Origin of the sequence: Candidatus Avelusimicrobium sp. (genome assembly GCF_051874775.1) — a bacterium.
Classification (GTDB): Bacteria; Elusimicrobiota; Elusimicrobia; order Elusimicrobiales; family Elusimicrobiaceae; genus Avelusimicrobium.
The window spans coordinates 1-19356 of record NZ_JBJEGE010000005.1 but is presented as its reverse complement, the minus strand read 5'-3'; the positions used below and the strand labels follow the sequence as shown (position 1 = coordinate 19356).

Below are 19356 nucleotides of genomic sequence, written 5' to 3'. Positions count from 1 at the left end.
ATTCGCTCCACCTCTCGGGCTTACGCCCGGAGTTCTTGCGAGCGGAATGTAAAGAAATATCCCTGCCCTTTTAATGGGCAGGGATATTTTTTTCTATAACTCAGCATCGGAGTATTTATACCCCAACGGTTCAAAAATTGTTTTACACATTTTCCTGCCGAAATCAGTTAATTCCGTTACGCACGCACAATACCACCCGTCCGCCATAGGAGAATCATCATTATATAAATGTGGAGTTTTTTGACAAAATAAGTCGTACAATAATCCCCTCCCCTCAGACTCTCTTGATAGTTCAACATAAACCCTATTAGGATCAATAAAAGACCAATACCAAAAATTTTTACTACGCATACTTCCATCATCGTTGAGAGGAAAAGGAAGCGTTACATCCGCAAAGTCCGGATAGAAGACACGCCCCGTACTGGGATACCCATTGCTTAAAATATACAAATCAATTTGCTTTTTGAATAAAGATATATTTTGTATTGCTTCCGTTGCGCGGCTCTTTTCTACCGCCTTTTCATACTGCGGCAGCGCCACTGCGGACAAAATACCGATAATTAATACGACTACCAACAACTCTATTAACGTAAAACCGTATTTTTTATGCATAGGAGATATCCCCCCCTTATACTTGATTTATCCCCATATTATCAAAAAAAAAAAACGAATCAAGCCCCTGCAGCGCTCGGCGGAAGAAAACAGGCATTGAGCGACGCATAACGTGCCCCCGCACAAACGCCGCCAAAAAAGTTAAAATATCTATTATGTCTGACAATTTATCCAAGTCCACCCCCCGCCACGTAGCCATTATTATGGACGGCAACGGACGCTGGGCCAAAGAACGGCGTCTGCCGCGTTCGGCCGGCCACAATGCCGGTGCCAAAGCCGTTGAACGCACCCTCAAAGCCGCGCAAAAAGCGGGCGTAAAATTTTTAACGCTTTACGCGTTTTCTACCGAGAATTGGATCCGTCCGCAAGAGGAAATTGACGGGCTGATGAAGCTCTTGGAACAAACCTTAGATCGTTACACTAAAGACGCCGCCAAAAACAACATTCGTTTATGGGTCAGCGGAGAGCGGGAACCTCTTCCCGCCGGTGTACTCAAAAAAATAGATTACGCTGTTTCTGCCACCGCCCAAAATACGGGGCTGACGCTTAATCTGGCCCTTAATTACGGGGCGCGGCAGGAAATCACGCACGCCGTCAACGCACTCATCGCCGAAGGGAAAACAAATGTAACCATACAGGACATTCAAGCCCGCCTCTACCAACCCGATTTGCCGGATCCGGAATTGATTATCCGAACCTCCGGTGAAGAACGCCTTTCTAACTTTTTATTATGGCAGGCGGCGTACAGCGAATTTTATTTTACGTCCGTTTTGTGGCCCGATTTTACCGAAGAAGAATTTAACAAAGCGCTGGACGCATACCGCGCGCGCACCCGCCGGTTTGGAGGCTTGTAAGATGAATCCCGTCACACGCGCACGCGCCGAAGAACTGGTCAACCGCATTAAACGCCACGCTTCGCCCGCATTTAAAACGCAGATGTCCGCCCGCTTCGGCATTCAAACGGAGCTGGCCGTCGGCACACCTGTTACCACGCTTAGACAAATTGTAAAAGGGCTGCCCCGTCCGGATCAGGAACTGGCCGACGCGCTGTGGGCCAGCCGGATTCACGAAGCGCGCATTATGGCGTCTATGCTGGCTGATCCCGCCCAAATGACGCGCGAAAAACTGGACGAATGGGCGGCGGAGCTCAACTCTTGGGATATTTGCGACCTCTGCGCCAACAACCTTTTCTCCAAAGTAAAAAATCCCCTTAAACTGGCCGAACGCTGGATTAAACGGGAAGAAGAATTTGTTCGCCGCGCGGGTTTTGCCGTGCTCTGCTCGCTTGCGCTGCCGCGCGCCAAAACGACGGACGAAGAACTGGTTAAACTGCTGCCGCTGATCAAAAACCACGCCGCAGACGCACGCCCGATGGTATATAAAGCCGTCAACTGGGCCTTGCGAAATATCGGCAAGAAAAATCCGCGCCTGACGCCTAAAGCCGTTGCCTGTGCGCACGAAATTTTGGACCTGTACGAAGAAAATAAATCCGCCCGCTGGGTGGCTAACAACGCCCTGTGGGAACTAAACAGCCCCAAAATCAAAGCGATGATTTCCACCCGCAAATAACCGTTTCCCCCGTACGCGCGCAAATGTAGTAAAATAGTAGTATGCTATTACCCAGAATTTTAACCGCCCTGATTGGGATTCCCGTTGTATTGGCCGCTATTCATTTCGGCGGCGTGGTTTATATGGCTTTTGTGGGCTGTGTAATCCTGCTGTGCTTATACGAATACGGCTTGGCGCTTACCGCCGGAAAAAAGCCGGTTCATCCGGTAAGCTTAATGCTTTTCGGCCTCTTAATGGCCGTGGTCGCCATACTGGGCCGCGCGGAAATTTCCGGTTTTTCGCTGCCCGACAATCTGTATCCGCTTTCCGTAAGCATTGTTATTTTCGGCGTGCTTTTTATTGAAGTGCTTACCCCCAAACGCTCGTGGGAACGCGTCTGCAATACGTTTACCGGCGTATTTTTAATTCCGTGGTCTTTGGCACATTTAATCAACCTGCGCGCCATTCCCACCTACGGCGAATATCTGACGATTTTTATGATGGTTACCGTCTGGATTTCAGATTCCGGCGCGTACTTTTGCGGACGTTTTTTAGGCCGCCACAAATTAAATCAGGAAGTCAGCCCCAAAAAAACGTGGGAAGGATCAGTTGGCGGCACGCTCTTGGCCGTAGGCGGATCCGTCTTGATGAGGCACTTGTTTTTGTCCACGCTGTTTTCCGTGAAAGAAGCTGTTTTAATGGGGCTGTTGATTGCCGTCGTCGGCCAAGTGTCCGACCTTGCCGAATCCGTCCTTAAACGCTCCACGGGCGTAAAAGATTCCTCCCATTTGCTCCCGGGCCACGGCGGATTTTTGGACCGATTTGACTCGTACCTGCTGCTTGCGCCGTTATTTTATTACATTGTGCTTTATACATTATGAAACAAATCGTTATTCTGGGTTCCACGGGTTCTATCGGCACGTCCTCACTGGACGTCATCGCGCGGATGGGCGAAGAATACCGTGTACTGGGGTTGTCGGCCAATAATAACACCGACCTGTTTTTAAAACAAATTCATCAGTTTAAACCCCGCTTTGCGGCTGTGTTAAATCCGGCCAGTTATGAAAAAATTAAGGACCAAATTCCGCAGGGCACGCGCCTCTTGCCGCCGGAAATTGACAGCTTGTCTTTTATGGCTTCGCTGCCGACGGCGGACCTTGTCGTCAGCGGCGTGGTGGGCGCGGTGGGCTTTACGCCCTTGGTGTCCGCCATCAAGGCCGGCAAAACGATTGCGCTGGCCAACAAAGAACCTATGGTTATGGCGGGCAAGACGCTGATGAAAGAATGCGAACGGTGGGAAGCCGCCATTCTGCCCGTAGACAGCGAGCCTTCGGCCATTTTCCAATGCCTCGCGGGCGAAACCGACGAATACAATTACCATAAAATTTCGCGCGACATTTCCAAAGTGTTTTTGACGGCGTCCGGCGGCCCGTTTGCCAAACGCAAAGCGGCTTTATCCACCGTTACGCCCGAAGAAGCGTTAAACCACCCGCGCTGGAAAATGGGCAAAAAAATTACGATTGACTCCTCCACCCTGATGAACAAAGGGTTTGAAGCCATCGAAATAATGAATCTTTTCAATCTGCCGGAAGAAAAAGTGCAAATCGTTATCCACCCGCAGTCTATCGTACACTCGGCCGTGGAATTTAACGACGGCGCGATTTTGGCGCAAATGGGCGAACCCGATATGCGCGTGCCGATTCAGTACGCCATTACGTACCCCAAACGCGTAGCGGGGCCGGTAAAAAAACTCAATTTGTTTGAAGCCGCCAAACTGGAATTTTTTGAGCCGGATTTTAACCGCTTTCCGTGTTTAGAACTGGCACTTGCCGCTGCCCGCAAAGGCGGTATTTTGCCCGCCGTATTAAGTGCGGCGGATGAAATTGCGGTAGATGCGTTTTTAAAAGGACAAATCAAGTTTACGGATATCCCCAAACTGATTTACACCGTTTTACAAGCTGCGCCGCAAACCAAGGGCGACGCGTCGCTCAACCAAGCCGCCGAGGCCGACCAATGGGCGCGCGAAGCCGCAGAAGCCGTCCTTGCGGACAAAACCTATAAAAAAGCCGCTATTTAGGAGAGAATTATGCTTTTATCCATTATCGCCGTTATCGTGGTGTTAAGTCCAATCGTCATTATACACGAATTTGGACACTACATTGCCTGCCGCCTGACCGGAATCCGCGTCAACGAATTTGCGTTTGGGTTCGGCAAAATTTTGTGGCATAAAAAAGTGGGAGATACAGACTATCAAATCCGCGCCATTCCGTTTGGCGGATTTGTGGAACCTGCGGGCCCCATGTTTCACCCGCAGGACGCAAAAGAGCCGCCCAAGCCCTATGAATTTGCGGCGAAAAAATGGTACGCCAAATTTTTTATGGTCGTCAACGGCGCGTTGTTTAACTATCTGCTGGCCGCGCTGATTTTCGGCGTACTCATTTATATTAAAGGTATGCCGGAAACCGACCCTGTCAAACTCCCCGCCGCCGTGGGCACGGTGGCCGACGGCTATCCCGCCGCCAAACTGGATTTAAAAGAAGGCGATGTCATCCGCCAAATTAACGGGGCGGTTATCAACAACTGGGAAGAATTAACTAAATCGCTGGCGGACCGCAAAGGAGACTTACACTTAACCTACCAGCGCGGCGCGGAAACGTTTTCCGCTACGGTCAAAGAAGCGGATTTCAACGGCAAAAACGTGCTAGGCGTTACCGTTATGCCCGTATTTAGTGCGGTACCGTGGTGGAAAGCGGCGGGCCTCGGTTTTTACCAATGCTGGTATTGGACGGAGTATTCCCTCTCCTCGCTATGGAAAAGCATCAGCCGCAAAAAAGCGCCGGAGCTGGCAGGGCCGATTGGTATTGTAAACGTCATTCATCACTCCGTACACCGCAGTCTGTTTGATTTTGTCTTTTTAATCGCTATGTTGTCCGTAGCCGTAGGGATGTTCAACTTATTTCCAATTCCAATACTGGACGGCGGCTATGCCCTCGTCTACTTGTGGGAAGGCCTTACCAAAAAACTGCCGACGGAAAAAATGCTCAACACCGCCGTCAACATCGGTCTGGGCTTTTTGATTTTGTTGGTAATTTACGCGTCATATTCGGACATCAAGCGCATTTTCTTTAAACCCAAAACTGCCGCTGTACAAACTGCTGAAGCGGCACCGGAAAACACTTCGGAGAAAACAAATGTACAAGACTAGAGAAGTAAAAGTAGGGCCTTTCACGTTAGGAACCGGCCACCCCGTGCGCGTGCAGAGCATGTGCAATACCGATACGCGCGATGCCAACGCCACCGCGGCGCAAATTATTGCGTTAGAGAACGCCGGCTGCGAAATCAACCGCGTAGCCGTGCCGGATATGCAGGCAGCCCTTGCCATCGGGGACATTAAAAAACAAATCCACACCCCCTTGGTGGCGGACATTCATTTTGACTATAAACTCGCGCTAGAAGCCATTAAACAGGGCGTAGATAAAGTGCGCATCAACCCCGGCAACATCGGCGCGGCGGAGAACACGAAAGAAGTCGTCAAAGCCGCCAAAGACAACGGGGTCGCCATTCGTATCGGCGTCAACGCGGGCAGCGTAAAGTACCTTAAAAGCGTGGAAGGGAAAATGGAACTTTCCGATGAAAAATGGGCCGAAGTCATGGTAAACGAAGCCTTGGAACAGGCCAACATTTTGGAACAGCTGAACTTTAAAGACGTGGTGGTTTCGCTGAAGTCGGACAATTTCAAACGCACCGTACTTGCCAATGAATTATTTGCGAAACAAAGCGATATCCCATTACATTTGGGCTTAACCGAAGCCGGCAGTTTTTTAAGCGGCACCGTCAAAAGCGCGGTGGCTTTGGGAACGCTTTTGCAAAAAGGAATCGGAGCGACAATCCGCGTTTCGCTTACTGAGGACCCGCGAATGCAAGTCCGCACCGCGTACGAAATTTTGAAAGCCGTCGGCCTGCGCGAGTTCGGCCCGAATTTAATTTCCTGCCCCACCTGCGGCCGCACGCAAGTGGACGTGACGGGTACGGTACACGCGCTGGAAGAAAAAATTTATAGCGACAAGGACCTGCTTAAAAAAGCGACGGGCCTTAAAATCGCCGTAATGGGCTGCGTAGTCAACGGCCCGGGGGAAGCGCGCGACGCGGATTTCGGCATTGCGGGAGGCAAAGGCGAGGGCTTATATTTTGAACACGGACAAACGATGTTCAAACTGCCGCAGGAAAAATGGGTTGATTTTTTAATTGATAAAATCAACACATGGAAGAAATAATATGAAAAAAATATTACTATTCTTACTTGCTAATTTACAGCTAGGTTGTGCGTTCTTTACAATTCAACCTGCACCACAGCGCGAGCCAGATACGTCCTATAATATTCCTCGTTCCATAGATAAAATTATCAAAGGACTGGAAGGATGTACCAAAGAATTTGTCTTTGAAGCTATGGGATTGCCAGATGATGAAAAAATAATTGATGGGAAAAAATATTTCTATTGGAGCCTTAATGAAAACAGTACAGGCTTTTGGACCGGGGAAGTTAATTCTCATCATTGTACCATTCACGCACAGGTCAATAATGAAGGAATTATTGAAAATATTAGTTACACCGATTTTAGAAATGGTTGTAAATATAGATATGCGCAAATTGTACGCTACTACCGCACACATCCGGCACAATCGCCGCAGACGTGTCCTAACAGAACCGATTTACAAGGAAATCACAATATTAAATAAGGAAACCTAATATATGAAATTATCAAATTACTATTTACCCACCCTCAAAGAAGCCCCCAAAGACGCCGACACCCTGTCGGCCAAACTGATGATTCGCGCAGGGCTCATCCGCAAAGTGGCCAGCGGACTTTACGAATGGCTACCGCTCGGTTTACGCGTCCTAAAAAAAGTGGAAAATATCGTACGCGAAGAAATGGACCGCGCCGACGCAAACGAGGTGTGGCTGCCTGTCGTACAGCCCAAGGAATTATGGGAAGAATCCGGCCGCTGGACGTTCTACGGAAAAGAACTCCTGCGCTTTACCGACCGCAAAGAAGCGGGCTTCTGCATTTCCCCCACCGCCGAAGAAGCCATCACCGATTTAATCCGCAAGGATGTTTCTTCTTACAAACAGCTTCCCGTGTGTTTGTATCAGTTCGGTACCAAATTCCGCGACGAAATCCGCCCCCGTTTTGGCGTCATGCGTGCGCGCGAATTTTATATGAAGGACGCCTACTCCTTCGCCGCCACCGACGAATCCGCTAACGAATGGTACCAAAAAATGTACGACGCGTACCAACGCATTTTTACGCGTTGCGGGTTTAATTTTAAAGCGGTGGAAGCCGACACCGGATCAATCGGCGGAAACTTTTCGCACGAATTTATGGTACTGGCCGACACGGGCGAGGACGCCATCGCCGACTGCACCTGCGGTTACGCCGCCAATACGGAAAAAGCCGAAATTATGGCTCCTGCGGACATCGAAATCAACGAAGCCGATTTAAAACCCATGGAGAAAAAAGCCACCCCCAAAGCCTACACGATTGAAGCCGTGGCCGAAATGCTCGGCGTGCCGCAAAGCCAATTAATTAAACTCTTGGTTTTTACCGCCGACGGCAAGCCCGTTGTCGCCTTGGTGCGCGGGGACCACGAGCTCAACGAATTTAAATTCAAAGCGCTCTTAAAATGCAACGAGCTGGAAAAAGCCACTGAAGAAGTTTATACCCAGGTAACGGGTTCGTTCGTCGGTTTTGCGGGCGCGCAGGGCCTGAAAGAAAAAAATCCGAACGTAATGATTTACGCCGATAACTACGTTAAAAATATCGTAAACGGCGTATCCGGCGGCAACGAAAAAGACGTGCACACCATTAACGTCACCCCCCGCCGCGACATTAAAGTAGACGTCTACGCTGATTTAAAAATGGCCTCCGCCGGCGATAAATGCGCCCGCTGCGGCAAAGAGTTTTCGTTCACGCGCGGAATTGAAACGGGCCACATCTTTAAACTGGGCACCAAATACTCCGCCGCGATGCACGCCACTTTCTTGGGCGAAGACCAAAAAGAAAAACCGATGATTATGGGCTGCTACGGCATTGGTATCAGCCGCGTGGTGGCCGCCGCCATCGAACAAAGCCACGACGATAACGGTATCATCTGGCCCGCGCCGATGACTCCATTTGACGTGGCCCTCGTGGCGATTGACTACGACTCCAACCCCGAAGTCAAAAAACACGCCGACGAAATTTGCGCCAAGCTGGAAAGCGCGGGTTTATCCGTACTCTTGGACGACCGCGACGAACGCCCTGGCGTAAAATTCAAAGATATGGACCTTATCGGCCTGCCGTACCGTTTGCTTATCAGCAGCCGCACGGTAAAAGACGGCCAGTGCGAATACAAAAAACGCACGGACAAAGAATCCGTCCGTTGGAATTTGGCGGAAGCCGTCGAAAAACTGTTGTCCGAAACCGGAAAATAAGTTTACAAAAACACTAATGAACCTCCTCGAGTTCTACTCGGGGAGGTTTGTCTTATCATTCAGCAACACCAACAATCATTATTTACTCCATTTTCTAATTCACACAGTTGCACGGCATTTGCTGACGCCTTTAAATTAATTAATCCTTCAACCATACGTGCTTTAATAACCGCTTTTTCGTACTGCGGCAGAGCTACCGCCGACAAGATACCGATGATTAATACCACCACTAACAGCTCTATTAACGTAAATCCGCATTTTTGATACATGGGATATACCCTCCTATTACCGCTCCAAGATATCCCCAATTTATCAAAAAAAAAAAACGGGTCAAGGCCCCGTCTTTCTTGTTGCTGCTACAAAAAATAATAAACAGATTTCCTTCTTTTCTCCCCGCCCTTTGTCCTGCTTATAAAAAGCGTCCGAAACGGATAAGGCGTTTTATTTGTTTGAGCCGAAGGCGAGTTGTAAAACGCCCCGTTTCGGAGTGCTTTTTATAGGACTCTGGGCGGCAGTCTTTTTGGTTCTTTTTCTAACAGTAGAAAAAGAACAAAATTTTCTTTGTATTCCTTTCTTTAACCAAAAAGAAAGGGAACGTCAGGTTGACGTTCCCCCCAGCCCCCTATGCAGATTCTTGGCTGTGTAGATGTTTTCCTTAAAACCGCGTACCCAAGCGTAAGAATACGGAATGGAACTGCAGGTCTTTGTCGCGTCCAAAGTCGGACAGGTGTTTATCGCTGATGAAGGCATAGGTATAGCGGTATTCAAGGCCGGCAAAGAGGTTGGCGCTGAAATCATATTGCAAACCTAAGCCCGCATAGAGCGAGGCGCCCCATTTATCTTTGCTGGTGTTTCCGGAAGCGGCATTGGTTTTCAGATGCGCATTCATCAAACCGGCACCCATCGGCATATAGACGCGCAAGTTATCCCATACGTTAATCGTATATTTGCCGCCCAAGGCGATATTGTGCGCGCGGAATTGGTGATAGTTGCGCCCGTTATGGGATTTGCCGTCAGGATGCAGGAACATATAGTCAAGCCCCATACCAAAATGCGGAACCATATCCCACAACACACTGGCGCCTGCGGCGATACCGTTAGAGGCGTAGCGGTCTTTATCCGAGTCTTTATTAAAAGAATAGGTCTGCCCTACGGCAAAAGATATTTCAGCGTGTTTTTCGTTCGCGCGGGCCGCACGGCTGGGCGTATAGTTGCTGTAGGCTACGCCGTCCGTGGAGGTTTTCCCTTGGGCGTTGGTATAGCTTTCTTCAATAATGCCGTAATCGGAAGTGCCTTTTTTGTCTTTTATGCTTACGTCGTAGACGTTGGTCGTCGTAGTCGTGGTGTTTACTTTAAGCTTAGGCTCGCCCTTTTTTAAAGAGGCTTCGTTGGCTGCTTGGGTGGCTTTGTCTCCGGCCGCTTGTTGTTTGGCTTTCAGCTGGGCCTTGGCGGAAGCCTTTTTGGCTTCGGCGGCTTTTTTAGCGGCTTTGGCTTCTTTGCCGGCGGTAACTTCTTCCCCCATTACCACGGTGCCGTCAGCACCGCTCACAACGGCAATTTCGCCGTAAGTTACACTGTCCTGAGCAACAGCGGCACCGGCCAATAAGCACGCAGCCGCCGCAATCATCCAATGTTTATTCATTTTATTTTCCCCCTGTTTTTTCGGTGAAACAATTTTTTGCTACATCTTCATTCTAAAATTCCGCGTATAAAAAGCCAACGCAAAAAAGTAATTAGATTTTTCTCCCTACGCCTAATTAAGGCCTTATCAAGTAAGTTCCCATTCTACATTCTGACACCCAACCCTTTTCCTCTTTACCGTCATAGGTCTTTTTGCCCACAGCGAAATAGGCCCATAGGCCCTTGTATAATGTTTACTTTGCTTGTACAATAAAAATAGGCCTAAAAATATAATTTATCCCATCGGAGAAACTGTATGAATAAAAAACTTTTGTTGGTTTTTGCGGCGATCTTTTCTTGTTCCGCCGCTTTCGCGCAGACAGACAAGTGGACTGTATATGATCTCCAAACTAACGAACAGAAAACTGTAGACTTGACGGACGAGCCGCTTATGATGCCAACCGCCATTGTAGGAAGAGATGATCGCAAAGATATTACCAATAAAGCACGGGGTTTTGAAAAGGCTGCTGTTCTATTGGAAGCGCAGAACTCTACAGGAATGGGGTCGTTGTGTTCCGGTGCTATGATCGGCAAAAATATAGTGCTGACAGCCGCGCATTGCTTAACAGACTCTAACAACCAATTGTTTCCAAAAGTACGTGTAATAGCTGCCGGATTAGCGGGAGGAGGGGATGATGTTCCTCCGCCATCTAGTAAAAAAACACCTAAAAACCCTAATGCCATCAAAGTTCCCCGCACCACGGCCGAACTCTATGCTTTCCTTTTAAACGCCATAAAGAGGGCCTCAGTTGCTTCTGCATCTACAGCTGAGGTTTCCAGTTCTTCTCCCGCAAATGCATCTTTTTCAGCTAAGGCAGTCCAGCTGTGGGTTCCCAGCGAATGGGACATTAGACAAGATATAAGCATCGTTGAGCCCTACGATTACGGACTCATCATTTTAGATTCCAACTTAGGCGATCAAACAGGTTGGTTAAATGTTGCCGTAAAATCAAAAGCAGATCTCCTTCATAAAGATATCATTCTTCTTGGAAGAGGTGGAGACAAACCCCAAAGAACGCTTTGGAGAGCTAATGGAACAATTAAGGGAGTAAAAGACAAATATGTGTATCACAATGCGGATATGCTATCAGGAAACAGCGGAGGCCCCATCCTGCTGGAAGAAGACCCCTATACTATTGTTGCTTTAAATAATTTCGGTCCTAGAGCCGACAAATCTCCTGAGTATTCTGCCCCTAATGGTGGATTGCGCATTAATGATGAGATATTAAAAGCCATACAGTATAACGGCAAAGAACACTAAAACAGAGAAAAATCCTTATCGCAGAGAAATTATTTGACAGTTCCTTCCTCAAAGGTGATGATAGATATGTACTCGCAAGAGCGGCTTGGCAACAAGCCGCTCTTGCGATATAGAAGAACGCATACTATAAACACCATCCCCGTACAAAACTTTCTTTTTTCCCTTAGGTCTTTTTGCCCACAGCGAAATAGGTCCAAAGCCCCTTGCATAATGCTTACTTTGCTTGTATAATAAAAATATAATTTATCCTATGGGAGAGCCTGTATGAATAAAAAACTTTTGCTGGCTTTTGCGGCGCTCTTTTCTTGTTCCGCCGCTTTCGCGCAGACGGATGAGCAATGGACCGTATATGATCTTCAAACAAACGAGCAGCAAACAATAGATTTGACGGAAGAGCCACTTATGATGCCAACCACCATTATAGGAGACGATGATCGTCAAGATATTACCAATAAAGCACATGGTTTTGAAAAGGCTGCTGTTGTCTTGGAAGCGCGGAACTCTAGTGACGAAAAAGGTTTTTTCGCGTGTTCAGGTGCTATGATTGGCAAAAATATAGTGCTAACAGGTGCACATTGCTTAATAAATAATAACAAACCGTTTTCAGAAGTGATCGTAAGGGCTACCGGCTTAGCGGGAGGAGGAGATGATGTTCCTCCGCCATCTAATAAAAAAACCCCTAAAAAACCTGGGGCTAACAATAACCGTAATAAAGGCTCCACACTCCCCTATACCAACCTGCTCAATGCTATTAAAAGGCGAGTAAACACTACAGGGGATACAGTTGAGACTGCTTCTGCCAATTCTTCTGCCTCAAACGACTCTTTTTCAGCCAAGGCGGTCAGATTGTGGGTTCCCAGTCAATGGGACAGCAAAAAAGGAGATAAGGACGTAATAGGAACTTCGCCCTATGATTACGGCCTCATCATTTTAGATTCCAATTTGGGAGAGCAAACCGGTTTGTTAAATGTTGCCGCAAAATCCACAAAAGAGCTTAATCAAAAAGAGGTCATTGTTCTTGGAAGAGCGTTTGACAAAGCCCCTAAAACGCTGTGGCGAGCTGAGGGAACAGTTCTTAATATAAAAAATAACGTGTTGTATCACGATGCAGATACGCTGGGAGGAAACAGCGGCGGGCCTGTCGTGCTAAAAGAGCACCCAAACACAATTATTGCACTAAATACTTTTGAAATGAAAGGGCTCAACAAAAACGGAGGACCGTGCATTACTAATGTCATATTAAAAGCTATACAACATAACGGCAAATAACATCTCCTTGCAGGGAAATTATTTGACAGTTGCTTCCTCAAATGTTATGATAGATATGTACTCGCAAGAGCGGCTTGGCAACAAGCCGCTCTTTGCTTAAATAAGGCTCTACAGCAAGGAGTAATTATGAGAGACCCCAAAACAATCGAACAAACCGTTGCCAAGGCGTTGGAAGCTTTGGACGTAGAACTGGTGGACCTAATCATCCAAAACCAAGGCAAAAAGAAACTTTTGCAATTTTTCGTTGATAAAGTCGGCGGCGTAACGCTTGACGACTGCGGAGAACTGACCGATAAAATAGACTCCGTACTGGAAATGGAAAACTTAATTGACGGCGCATACATTCTGGAAGTATCTTCCCCCGGGGTGCAGCGCGTACTCAAAAAACCCGCCCATTTTAAACAATTTCTTACGCAGCGCGTAAAAATCGTGCTGAAAGTACCGCTCGAAGGCCGCGGATTTTTCACCGGCGTCATCGCTTCCGCCGACGACGAAGGTTTTACATTAGACGACGGTACCAACCAGTACCGCTTCGCCTACGACAACATCAAAAAAGCAAACTTGGACCCTGTCCTTGAATTTTAATTAACCCCAAAGGAGAACAACAAAAATGGAAGGAACTGCTAAAGATTTAATCTTGGCCTTGGAAGGCCTTGAAAGAGAAAAAAATATTAAACGCGAAGATATTTTGAAAACGATTGAGGACGCCCTCGTTTCCGCTCTTCGCAAAAATTTGGGCAAAACCGCCCAAATCAGCGCAAAAATAGACGTGGAAAACGGCTCCATCAAAGCATTCCAAATGTTGAGCGTAGTGGAACTGGTAACCAATCCGGAAACGGAAATCTCCATTGAAGATGCTAAAGCCCACCTCAAAAATCCCGCTGCGGGCGATGTGGTCACCATTACCCTGGAAGTGGAAGATTTCTCCCGCATTGCGGCACAAATCGCCAAACAGGTGCTTATCCAAAAAGTGCGCGGTATCGAACGCGACAACTTCTACAAAGAATTTAAGCCCCGCGAAGGCGAAGTGATTACCGGCTCCGTGCGCCGCTTCTCCGACCGCGACATCATCGTAGATCTCGGCAAAGTGGAAGCCATTTTACCCTATTGCGAGCAAATCAAAAAAGAACGCTACGTCAACGGTTCGCGCGTAAAAGCCATCATCGCCAAAGTTTTAAACCAAAACGACTTGGCCAACATTGGCGATGACCCCGTACTCGCACGCTATAAATCCGCCGCGTTCAAAATGGATAAAGGCCAACGCGGGCCGTATGTAATTTTATCCCGCGCCAACGGCAAATTCTTGGAAGAGTTGTTTAAAGTGGAAGTGCCGGAAATCAACGAAGGCATTGTGGAAATCAAAGGCGTTCAGCGCGATCCGGGTTTCCGCGCCAAAGTGATGGTTTCCAGCATTGACAATAAAATTGATCCCATCGGCACCTGCGTGGGTATGCGCGGTATCCGTATTCGCGCGGTAATGAACGAACTGTCCGGCGAACGCATTGATTTAATCAACTATTCCAGCGATATCTCCACCGTTCTGATGAATGCCTTGGCCCCAGCCAAAGCCGATTTTGTTAAAATTGACAGTCTGACTGAAAAACGCGCCACCGTCATCGTGCCGGACGACCAGCTTGCCATCGCCATCGGCAAAGACTGGCAGAATATTAAACTTGCTTCCAAACTGACAGGCTGGAATTTGGAAGTAAAGAGCGAATCCCAAAAAGCCCAAGAAGGTAAAGAAGCCAGCGATGCCGTACAGGCAAAACTTGCTTCCGTGGAAGGTATCGGTCCGAAAATGGCGGAAGTATTGCAGAAATCCGGTTTTACGAATGTGGAGCAAATCGCCGAGTTGGACATAGAACATTTGTCCACCGTACAAGGTATCGGCGACAAAACAGCCGCCAAAATTATTGAAGGCGCAAAAAAATATGTAGCGGAACATTCCGCCGCGGCGCAGGAGGAAGTAAATGACGACCAAGAAAACCACTAATTCCGAAGAGGAATCCTCCGCCCAAAAAAAACCCGCCGCTAAAAAAACGACGGCTTCTAAAACCGCCGCTAAAAAGCCTGCCGCAAAAAAAACTGCGGCAGCTAAAAAGACGACGACAGCCAAAAAGCCCGCCGCCAAGAAAACGACGGCTTCCAAGCCGCGCAAAACCGCAGCCAAAGCCAAAGCGGAAGAAATAACTGCGCCAAAACGTGAAAAAGCACAAACCAATCAGGCAGCATCTCCGCAAGCGGAAACAAAATCTAAGATAAAATCGGAAGCGCCACACCCCGTACAGCAGACGGCCAAGCCTGCTGAGGAAAAACCGGCAGAAACGAAACAGACTCCGCCTGTTGCGCCGACACAGCCACAAGCGGAAGTAAAAACCGTTCATACGCCTGCGACGCAAGCACGTCAGCAGGAACCCGTCCGTCAGCAGCAAGCCTCACCTGCCCAACAGCCTAAACCGCAGCCGCAAACGGCCCCCGCTGCCCAAAACAAACCGCAGCAGCCGGCGCACCATAACCGGCCGCACGGCGGCAATGTTGACCGCCACGGCCACGCTAAACCCATACAAACGCAAGAGCCCCAAAAAGATGAAAAAATCATTAAAATCGTCGGCCAGCCGACCGTTAAAGAACTGGCCGAAAAGATGAATATCAAAACCAACGATTTCATCAAAAAATTAATGATGATGGGTATTTTCGCCACGATTAACCAACGCTTGGAAAAAGATATGATTGAGCTTATCGTGGACGAATGCGGCTTTAAAGCGGAACTGGCGGAAGAAGATTTAACCAAAGAAGCCGCCGCGCTGATGGAAACGCAGGACGATCCGTCCTCGCTGCAACCGCGCAGTCCGGTCATTACGATTATGGGCCACGTGGACCACGGTAAGACCAGCCTGTTGGACGCTATCCGGAAATCCAACGTCGTGGCGGGCGAAGCCGGAGCCATTACCCAGCACATCGGCGCATACCGCGTCAAAACGCCGCGCGGAACGCTGACATTCTTGGATACCCCGGGCCACGAAGCCTTTACCGCTATGCGCGCCCGCGGCGCTCAGGCGACGGACATTGTGGTTCTCGTGGTTTCGGCCACGGACGGCATTATGCCGCAGACGATTGAATCAATGGAACACGCCAAAGCCGCCGGAACGCCGATTATCGTGGCGGTCAATAAAATTGACCTCCCGGGCGCCAATGTGGACCGCGTGAAGCAGGACCTCGCCGCCCGCGGACTCGTGCCCGAGGAATGGCAGGGTACCACTATTTTTGTGGAAATTTCCGCCAAGAAACATATCAACATTGATAAACTGCTGGAAATGATTGCGCTGCAGGCCGAAATGATGGAACTCAAAGCCAATCCGGACAGACCCGGGGTAGGCGTTATTTTGGAAAGCAAGCGCGACAGCAAACGCGGCGTGGTGGCCACAGTGCTCGTGCAGAAAGGCACGATGAAAGTGGGCGACCCGTTTATTGTGGGCACAAACTACGGACGTATCCGCGCACTGATTGACGAAAATTCCCAGCGTTACCAGAAAATCGGCCCTAGCGTGCCGGCTGAAATTTTGGGCATCAACGGCGAGCCGCCGCAAGTGGGCGACACGCTCTACATTATGCCCAGCGAAAAAGAAGCCCGCTACGCCGCTGAAAAACGCAAACTGGCGCAGAAAGAGGATTCGCAGGCGCACCGCAAGCAAATGTCCTTGATGAGCCTGGCCAAAAACGACGAAAACGGCAACTCCGTCAAGAAATTGAGCCTTATTTTAAAGGCGGACGTGCAAGGCTCCATCGAGGCCATTAAAGACGCGCTCTTGCGTATTCCGTCCGACGAGGTGGAAGTGGATATTATTCTGTCCGCCCCCGGGAACATCAACGAGTCCGACATTCTTTTGGCCAAAGCCAGCAACGCCGTCGTGATTGGATTCCACGTAGACACGGAAAACAAAGCGCAGGCGGAAGCGGAACGCGAAGGTATCGAAATCCGCCGCTACACGATTATCTTCGAACTCTTGGAAGATATCAAAGCCGCTATGGAAGGCTTACTGGAACCCGACGTAGTGGAAACAGTAGTAGGCACCGCCACCATCAAAAAAGTGATGAAATTAAGCTCCGGCCTGATTTCGGGTTCTTTAGTGGAAAGCGGCACGATTACGCGCGGCTTTGAAGTACGCGTCAAGCGCAACGGCGAAGAAGTGGGGCACGGCAAGATTGGCGGCCTGAAACGCTTCAAAGACGACGTAAAAGAAGTGGAAAAAGGATATGAATGCGGTATCTTGATTGAGGGTTTCAAAGGCGTTGCCGAAGGCGACGTGATTGAATGCTTCCGCAAAGATAACGTAACCAGACGTATTAAGATGTAATCTTAATCGGCTGGCGGACCGCGAAAAGTTGTTAAGCATAAAGCCCTGCGCGATAAGCGCGGGGCTTTTTATGCACTCGCGGGACGTAACCAGACGTATTAAGATGTAAGTTTAGCACTTACGCTGAAAACCCCGAGGCGTTAGCTGAGGGGTTTTCTTATGCCCAAACGATGAAGGGCATTCAAGAAGCGTTGCCGAAGGCGACGTGATTGAATGCTTCAAAAAAGAGAACGTTACGCGCAGAATTAAAATGTAAATTTTAATTCAAGCGACGGACCGCGAAAAGCTGTTAAGCATAAAGCCCTGCGCGATAAGCGCGGGGCTTTTTATGCCCTCGCGGGCCGTAACCAGACGTATTAACATGTAAGTTTAGCACTTACGCTGAAAACCCCGAGGCGTTAGCTGAGGGGTTTTCTTATGCCCAAACGATGAAGGGCATTCAAGAAGCGTTGCCGAAGGCGACGTGATTGGTACATTTTCCAAAAAGGCGTCATCCCGTAAAGTTTTTATACGGGATCTCGTTGTTAAAAAACAACAGATTCCCAATTACGACCTTCGGGAATGACGCGGGTGAGGCGAACTTTCGGAATGATGAGATTTTTAACGACAGATTTCCACACACGGTGCACCACTAACACCCCAGCAAGAACAATGTACGCCTCCATAACTGCCGCAACCCAACCCGTTTTCCTTACACGCAAACGCGGATTTCATACTAATTTATAATTATTGATAATCGTAGCTAGCAATATAGCCGTCATCGGAACTTGGTCCGCTCTTTCCTGTTTCAGCCCTGCATATACTATGCGCCAACGCATTATCATTATAAGCAAGGCAAGCAAAAAACCTTTGCATAAAATTGGCATAATAAGTCATTCCAATATTTCCGGACCGCAATACACACCCGCCGCAGCTATGATCTGGGCACGCTATGTAACAATAGCCGTTCGGATAGTCAATATGGCTGGCGGAAACAGGGGTACCCTGCGGCAGTTGTATATCCAATTCTTCAAAATCTCCACTGAATTTTCCGTTTTCCATAAAATAAACGGTTTGTGCGTCCACAATGGCTTTTAGCAAAGGCTTTACTGCGGCAAAACGGCTTTTTAGCACCGCTTTTTGATACTGCGGCAATGCCACCGCCGCCAATATACCAATAATTAAAACAACTACCAGCAACTCAATTAACGTAAATCCTTTCATAAACAACTCCTTTATAAAATACAGCGTTTTACACCGCTCCAATGCCTACAACGATACAACCCGCTGAAATTAGCATTATCACTATAGTATCAAAAAAAAAAAAACGATACAAGCCTTACGAAAAACTGCCATTTGTTTCTAATGCTCCCTGCCAACCCCGCCCAAAAGTGCTATTATATAAGTATGATTATTGATGACGAAAAACTACAGCGGACTTTGGAAAATGCCAAGTCCCACACCGACGGTGAAGTAACCGCCATTTTAAATAAAGCCAAAGGACTCAAAGGAATCTCTTTGGAAGAGGCGGCCGTACTGCTTAACATCACGGACCCCAAACTGTTGCAAGCTCTTTTTGATGCGGCCAAATACGTTAAAGAAGCCATCTACGGCAACCGTATCGTATTATTCGCCCCGTTATATATTTCCAATATATGCACGAACGAATGCGTTTATTGCGCGTTCCGCCGCTCCAACACCAAACTCAAACGCCACGCCAGCACGCAAGACGAAATCCGCCAAGAGGTTACCGCGCTGTTGCAGCAGGGCCACAAACGGATTTTAATGGTGGCGGGCGAAGCGTACCCTGGCGGCGGCCTGCAATATGTGTACGACAGCATCAAAACCATTTACGATACGCGCTGGAACGGCCAAAATATCCGCCGCGTCAACGTCAATATCGCGCCGCTTACGGAGCCGGAATTTGAAGAACTGAAAAAATGTAACATCGGCACCTATCAGCTGTTCCAGGAAACCTACCACAAAAAAACGTATGAACAGCTGCACCTCGCCGGCGCGAAAAAAGACTATCAGTTCCGCTTAGACGCAATGGACCGCGCCCTCCAGGCCGGCATTAACGACGTAGGCATTGGTCCGCTGTTGGGGCTTTACGACCATAAGTACGAAATTTTGGCTACGCTCGAACACTCCCGTTATTTGGACGAAACCTACGGCGTAGG

18 protein-coding genes are annotated in these 19356 nt (G+C 48.5%); 14 read left to right on the top strand and 4 right to left on the bottom strand.

Features of this window, described 5'->3' with window-relative positions:
* Window positions 1-93: 93 nt before the first annotated feature.
* On the bottom strand, window positions 94-612 hold the full coding sequence (locus ACI351_RS00645) for a pilin (protein ID WP_439733328.1): 519 nt from the start codon (window positions 610-612) through the stop codon (window positions 94-96).
* 152 nt (window positions 613-764) lie between these two features.
* On the opposite strand from ACI351_RS00645, the gene ACI351_RS00640 reads away from it, so the two are divergent.
* Genes ACI351_RS00640 through ACI351_RS00605 form a run of 8 tightly spaced genes read left to right on the top strand, consistent with a single transcriptional unit; the run spans window position 765 to window position 8632 of the window.
* Entirely contained in the window at window positions 765-1466 is a 702-nt protein-coding gene (locus ACI351_RS00640; protein ID WP_439733329.1) for an isoprenyl transferase, read from the top strand.
* 1 nt (window position 1467) lies between these two features.
* Window positions 1468-2181 (top strand): DNA alkylation repair protein, encoded by a 714-nt coding sequence (locus ACI351_RS00635; RefSeq protein WP_439733327.1) that lies wholly within the window; start codon window positions 1468-1470, stop codon window positions 2179-2181.
* Between the two features lie 41 nt (window positions 2182-2222).
* Window positions 2223-3041 (top strand): phosphatidate cytidylyltransferase, encoded by an 819-nt coding sequence (locus ACI351_RS00630; protein WP_439733326.1) that lies wholly within the window; start codon window positions 2223-2225, stop codon window positions 3039-3041.
* Entirely contained in the window at window positions 3038-4237 is a 1200-nt protein-coding gene (locus ACI351_RS00625; RefSeq protein ID WP_439733325.1) for a 1-deoxy-D-xylulose-5-phosphate reductoisomerase, read from the top strand. The genes ACI351_RS00630 and ACI351_RS00625 overlap by 4 nt, the downstream gene beginning before the upstream one ends.
* 9 nt (window positions 4238-4246) lie before the next feature.
* Window positions 4247-5365, top strand: a complete 1119-nt coding sequence (locus ACI351_RS00620; RefSeq protein WP_439733324.1) for a M50 family metallopeptidase — start codon at window positions 4247-4249, stop codon at window positions 5363-5365.
* Window positions 5352-6434: a flavodoxin-dependent (E)-4-hydroxy-3-methylbut-2-enyl-diphosphate synthase gene (ispG, locus tag ACI351_RS00615; RefSeq protein WP_439733323.1), complete on the top strand. Its 1083-nt coding sequence runs from the start codon at window positions 5352-5354 to the stop codon at window positions 6432-6434. The genes ACI351_RS00620 and ispG overlap by 14 nt, the downstream gene beginning before the upstream one ends.
* Window position 6435: 1 nt before the next feature.
* Window positions 6436-6897 (top strand): hypothetical protein, encoded by a 462-nt coding sequence (locus tag ACI351_RS00610; RefSeq protein ID WP_439733322.1) that lies wholly within the window; start codon window positions 6436-6438, stop codon window positions 6895-6897.
* Between the two features lie 13 nt (window positions 6898-6910).
* Window positions 6911-8632, top strand: coding sequence for a proline--tRNA ligase (locus tag ACI351_RS00605; protein ID WP_439733321.1), 1722 nt, complete (start codon window positions 6911-6913; stop codon window positions 8630-8632).
* A gap of 59 nt (window positions 8633-8691) precedes the next feature.
* On the opposite strand, the gene ACI351_RS00600 is transcribed toward ACI351_RS00605, so the two are convergent.
* Together ACI351_RS00600 and ACI351_RS00595 are read right to left on the bottom strand one after the other, a co-directional pair.
* Window positions 8692-8901, bottom strand: coding sequence for a type IV pilin protein (locus ACI351_RS00600; RefSeq protein ID WP_439733320.1), 210 nt, complete (start codon window positions 8899-8901; stop codon window positions 8692-8694).
* A 386-nt stretch (window positions 8902-9287) separates the two neighbouring features.
* Complete coding sequence (locus ACI351_RS00595) at window positions 9288-10274, bottom strand: outer membrane protein (protein ID WP_439733319.1); 987 nt, start codon at window positions 10272-10274, stop codon at window positions 9288-9290.
* A 294-nt stretch (window positions 10275-10568) separates the two neighbouring features.
* On the opposite strand from ACI351_RS00595, the gene ACI351_RS00590 reads away from it, so the two are divergent.
* The 5 genes from ACI351_RS00590 to infB all read left to right on the top strand — a co-directional run bounded on the left by ACI351_RS00590 (window position 10569) and on the right by infB (window position 17197).
* Window positions 10569-11573, top strand: a complete 1005-nt coding sequence (locus ACI351_RS00590; protein WP_439733318.1) for a trypsin-like serine peptidase — start codon at window positions 10569-10571, stop codon at window positions 11571-11573.
* Window positions 11574-11837: 264 nt separating this feature from the next.
* Window positions 11838-12842: a trypsin-like serine peptidase gene (locus ACI351_RS00585; RefSeq protein WP_439733317.1), complete on the top strand. Its 1005-nt coding sequence runs from the start codon at window positions 11838-11840 to the stop codon at window positions 12840-12842.
* A gap of 126 nt (window positions 12843-12968) precedes the next feature.
* On the top strand, window positions 12969-13427 hold the full coding sequence (gene rimP, locus ACI351_RS00580; protein ID WP_439733316.1) for a ribosome maturation factor RimP: 459 nt from the start codon (window positions 12969-12971) through the stop codon (window positions 13425-13427).
* A 25-nt stretch (window positions 13428-13452) separates the two neighbouring features.
* Complete coding sequence (gene nusA, locus ACI351_RS00575; RefSeq protein ID WP_439733315.1) at window positions 13453-14835, top strand: transcription termination/antitermination protein NusA; 1383 nt, start codon at window positions 13453-13455, stop codon at window positions 14833-14835.
* Window positions 14813-17197 carry a translation initiation factor IF-2 gene (gene infB / locus ACI351_RS00570; RefSeq protein WP_439733314.1) on the top strand — a complete coding sequence of 795 codons (2385 nt, stop codon included), beginning with the start codon at window positions 14813-14815 and terminating at the stop codon, window positions 17195-17197. The genes nusA and infB overlap by 23 nt, the downstream gene beginning before the upstream one ends.
* Before the next feature lie 726 nt (window positions 17198-17923).
* On the opposite strand, the gene ACI351_RS00565 is transcribed toward infB, so the two are convergent.
* The gene (locus ACI351_RS00565; protein ID WP_439733313.1) at window positions 17924-18400 is read right to left on the bottom strand and encodes a type IV pilin protein; all 477 of its coding nucleotides are present in this window, start codon (window positions 18398-18400) and stop codon (window positions 17924-17926) included.
* 183 nt (window positions 18401-18583) lie between these two features.
* Here ACI351_RS00565 and ACI351_RS00560 point away from each other — a divergent pair.
* Window positions 18584-19356: radical SAM protein (locus ACI351_RS00560; protein WP_439733312.1), on the top strand; the 773-nt coding region annotated here is incomplete at its 3' end.